This is a genomic window from Falsihalocynthiibacter sp. BN13B15 (genome assembly GCF_041205415.1).
In the GTDB taxonomy this organism is placed as follows: domain Bacteria; phylum Pseudomonadota; class Alphaproteobacteria; order Rhodobacterales; family Rhodobacteraceae; genus Falsihalocynthiibacter; species Falsihalocynthiibacter arcticus.
In genome coordinates this window covers 1-3539 of record NZ_JBGFCE010000042.1, presented here as the reverse complement: position 1 = coordinate 3539, position 3539 = coordinate 1, and the positions used below count along the sequence as shown (strand labels likewise).

Here is a 3539-nt window from a genome sequence, read left to right as displayed (position 1 = left end):
TGACCGCCAATCGGTCCTTGACGGATCCGCCCGGGTTGAACGCCTCAAATTTTACGTAAACCTGAACATGGTCTGGTGCAATATTGTTGATGCGCACAGTCGGTGTGTCGCCGATTGTATCCAGGATCGAAGCGTAGAGCTTGCCTCGGCCTTCAGTTGAACGAATTCCCATTGAGCACCCCCTATTACTTATACAGCCACCCTGAACGGCGTGGTGCATCGCATTGACTAGCACAATATTGTCGCAAAGTCGCCTCCTACGGGTTTTGATAATTCCACAGATGTCTGCTCTGTCGGCATTAGCGATCATTATAAGCTAGAAAGTCGAAGGTCCGCTTTAGTGAAAATGCCTCAGCGCATCGCGTAAGCCGCTGACAAGCTGAAATGAGTGTGTAGAACACAGAGTTTGTTTGTTTATATTCCACACAGCAAATGCAAAATCTTGCTTACCTCAAAGTGCCGGCTCGGGACCTCAGCCTTGAGCGTGCTCGCATGTCACATTCGGGCTAAAGGGCATCAGATCGCCCATCGGATTCTCGCGGAATAACCAAACGTGCTGATCAAAATGTGGCATGAAACCATGCGCCTCGTCACCAGCCGTATTAGGATCATCTGCCATGTGGTCCCATGAGCGGCCATTCAGAACGGGCGGATCGCCCATGCTAGCAGTCTGCCACGCGGCCTCAAAAACAAGGTTTTCTACGGCAACAAGTTCCATCGATCCGTCCGCCTGCGGCTCATAAATCAAAACCGACGGCTGCAACCAATCAGTATAGGTGGACATTCCGTCAACGCGTGGCTCCGTCTCTGTAATCTTCAAGAGTGCCGGATGAATAAAATGTATACCCATGGCACCAAGCTCCGCAGGCAACCCTTCCGCCGCGGCTGAAACACACGCGTTGTCTGGCGTTATGTAGCCATCTGCCAATGCGACATTAATATCTTTGTATTTCTCTGTGTTCGCACGCATTTCGTCCAAGTCGACGGTGTCTGCCATCAAGAAAGTCGGCAGGAAAGTCGCAAGCAATGTTAAGATTGAAATCTGTTTCATTTTGTCCCCCCGGATTTGTTAATTAAGCACAAAACGTGCTCATTTAAGACTTAAGAATAGCACAGATGGACACATCTACATAATTCATTTTTAATCACTGTGTGACTTGATGTCTCCTCGATGCTGTTGCCACAACCAAACCAGCTCGACGCAGGAGCCTTGAACCAGGGAGGAGCGAATGCGGGCAATTTTGCTGATTGGGACGGTGGCGTTGCTTGCATTGTCACCCTTTAGTTTGATTGCCGACGAGAGCGTTGCACTCAGCTGGACCGATGTTTCTGCCATCCTCGATAACCGCTGTGTGATGTGCCATTCGGCTGTGGCTGGCGCTTCGAAAGGGCTGAGGCTCGACGAATATCAGGCCGCGCTTGCAGGCAGCGATAGCGGTGCAGTCCTCATTCCTGGCGACGTTGGCGGCAGTGAACTAATCCGACGGCTTCGCGGAGAAAGTAAACCACGCATGCCGTTTCTCAGCCGTCCGCTACCTGACACAGAGATCGATTTGATCGAGCGATGGATCGCAGCTGGATTACCAGAATTCGTTGTGACGGATTAAGCAGGTTATATGTTCTTGTGGGGGCAACAAGGTTCCAATGTTGAGCCAAGTGTAAAACGGCATGCAAACTTGGCTTCAGCATTGGAGCAACTGGCGTCCAAAACGAACGGCAGCAAAGTCCCGCAGGGCAGACCTCTATGCAAAGCGTAGCGAAGGTCCGGTTTCCGCCCTTAGTGACGATTGCTGCGCTAGCATAAAGGTCTTGAAACGCCTCACGATATACGGGCCGTTCGCTCGGATTGGTAACTTTGATCGGGGGGATCTCTTACGGGTCCCATATATGAGGAGGGGGAGACCTAATAGTTAATCTAATGGGGGTTCCCTTAGGTCCCAATGAACCTACTATCTGTTATTAGTTTAATCATATGAATAATAACAATAATATCTCTATATCTATCTCATATACAGCTACAATATTCATTTACTACAATTGATATCCACCTACATCAGGAACTCTCAACCGACACCTCAGGGATTAGCCCAATCCGCTCCTTAAACACAGCCTTCATCACCTCGGTTGCCTCTTGCTCATACCTAGGCTCAACCAAGATCGCGTCATGGATGGGGAGGGCAAAGATGCCCCTAGATTTGAGTTCCAACAGGACAGCCACCAAGATGTCGGCCTCTGTTCGCATCAGTTGCAAACCAACCCTTGTCCCAAAGAGATGAACGATCGCGGGATGGCGTTGCCCAATGGCCGCTAGGGTGGCACTGAAGGACTTGCTGGCAGGGATGGTCTTGCGGACCCCTTTCGGCATACGGATCAGGGGCTTACTGGCATTGATCGAGGCTTGAATGACCTTCTTGATCCCAGGACGGCATTCTTGCGCGAAGCCATACTCTGTCAGATCATAAAGATCACCCGTTGGCGGTGTCGCGCCAATTAAGCCATAGAGCAACAAGAGCCCTGCCTGGCCGTAATCAAGCTCGACCAGCGTGTCGTCGTTCAGCAGGATAGCTTCCAACCGCGCATCATGCTTCATCCCCTGCCAAAAACCACCAAAGAGCCGTCCCCCTTGGGCGAAGTCTTTGTTGTTGAATATCCGGCGGAGGCGTCTGTCGGTGGTGTTGATCTGTGGATCGGTGCAAGAAAGAGGAACCGTTTCAAGCCAAGCATTCAGGGTTTGCATCTCTTGGCGGAGGGCGTTTGTTTCCTCTGTATCATCATACTCAACCAGCGGAGCCGGTTTGTCATCCCGCTGTTTTGTTCCGCGCAGCAAGAGTATTTCTTCATCATCGGACCGTCCAAAGCCAGTAAACGTCACCCCAAAGTGTTCCTGGAGTGCAAGCAAGCTTGGTCCCGCCGTGAGGATGGTCTGCCGCCCAGCGCCTGCAAGGAGGGGGTTGTAGTCTGTGCCTTTGAAAGTCTTTGATCCCGGGGTGATTTCGACGACGCCCACTTCAGGGATTGCCAAGACTTTCAGGAGATCAGGGAGGGTTTTCCCCAAAGCCTGGCCCTTGTAACGCGACTTCTTCCTCAAGATTTGATTGCTCTGACTGACATGAAGTTGACCACTGGGCACTTCAAGGTGGCGATACAGGAGGTCGCAAACAATGGCTTCAATAGTGGTCTCATAAGTCGCTTGGTCCACCGCTTTACGTTTACGTTTGCGAAGGCCGTGCTTATCCTCATAGCGGCTGACCACATGTAGAACGGACTCAACGATGGTCTCGGCGGCTGCTGATTTGGCGCGACGAAACGGATCAAAAGGACGGGCAGGGACAACAGAGGTCACTGGTTTGGCTATTGGTACGATTTGTCCATCCACTCTCTAAGAACCTCTAGGCGATACCCCGCACCATACCGCGCGGCGGCTTCCTGGCTACTGTGGCCAAGGATCACCTTGCTGATTTCTTCGGGACAGCCAACATTGCGCAGGTCATCTTTCTTCTTGTGGCGCAGACTATGTAGGGATTTCTTGGGGTCGGTGA

At 51.6% G+C, this 3539-nt stretch carries 3 protein-coding genes and 2 pseudogenes; 1 reads left to right on the top strand and 4 read right to left on the bottom strand.

Annotated elements, in window-relative coordinates:
• Both AB9F26_RS21965 and AB9F26_RS21960 read right to left on the bottom strand, forming a co-directional pair.
• Nucleotides 1–172 (bottom strand): annotated as a pseudogene (locus AB9F26_RS21965) (cysteine synthase); the annotation flags it as partial.
• A 300-nt stretch (nucleotides 173–472) separates the two neighbouring features.
• Nucleotides 473–1051 (bottom strand): hypothetical protein, encoded by a 579-nt coding sequence (locus tag AB9F26_RS21960; protein ID WP_369769093.1) that lies wholly within the window; start codon nucleotides 1049–1051, stop codon nucleotides 473–475.
• Nucleotides 1052–1229: 178 nt separating this feature from the next.
• Here AB9F26_RS21960 and AB9F26_RS21955 point away from each other — a divergent pair, with 178 nt between their 5' ends.
• On the top strand, nucleotides 1230–1607 hold the full coding sequence (locus AB9F26_RS21955) for a c-type cytochrome domain-containing protein (RefSeq protein WP_369769092.1): 378 nt from the start codon (nucleotides 1230–1232) through the stop codon (nucleotides 1605–1607).
• A gap of 446 nt (nucleotides 1608–2053) precedes the next feature.
• On the opposite strand, the gene AB9F26_RS21950 is transcribed toward AB9F26_RS21955, so the two are convergent.
• Entirely contained in the window at nucleotides 2054–3376 is a 1323-nt protein-coding gene (locus AB9F26_RS21950; RefSeq protein WP_369769091.1) for a hypothetical protein, read from the bottom strand.
• Nucleotides 3352–3539: pseudogene (locus AB9F26_RS21945) on the bottom strand (integrase); the annotation flags it as partial. The gene AB9F26_RS21950 and the pseudogene AB9F26_RS21945, both read right to left, overlap by 25 nt.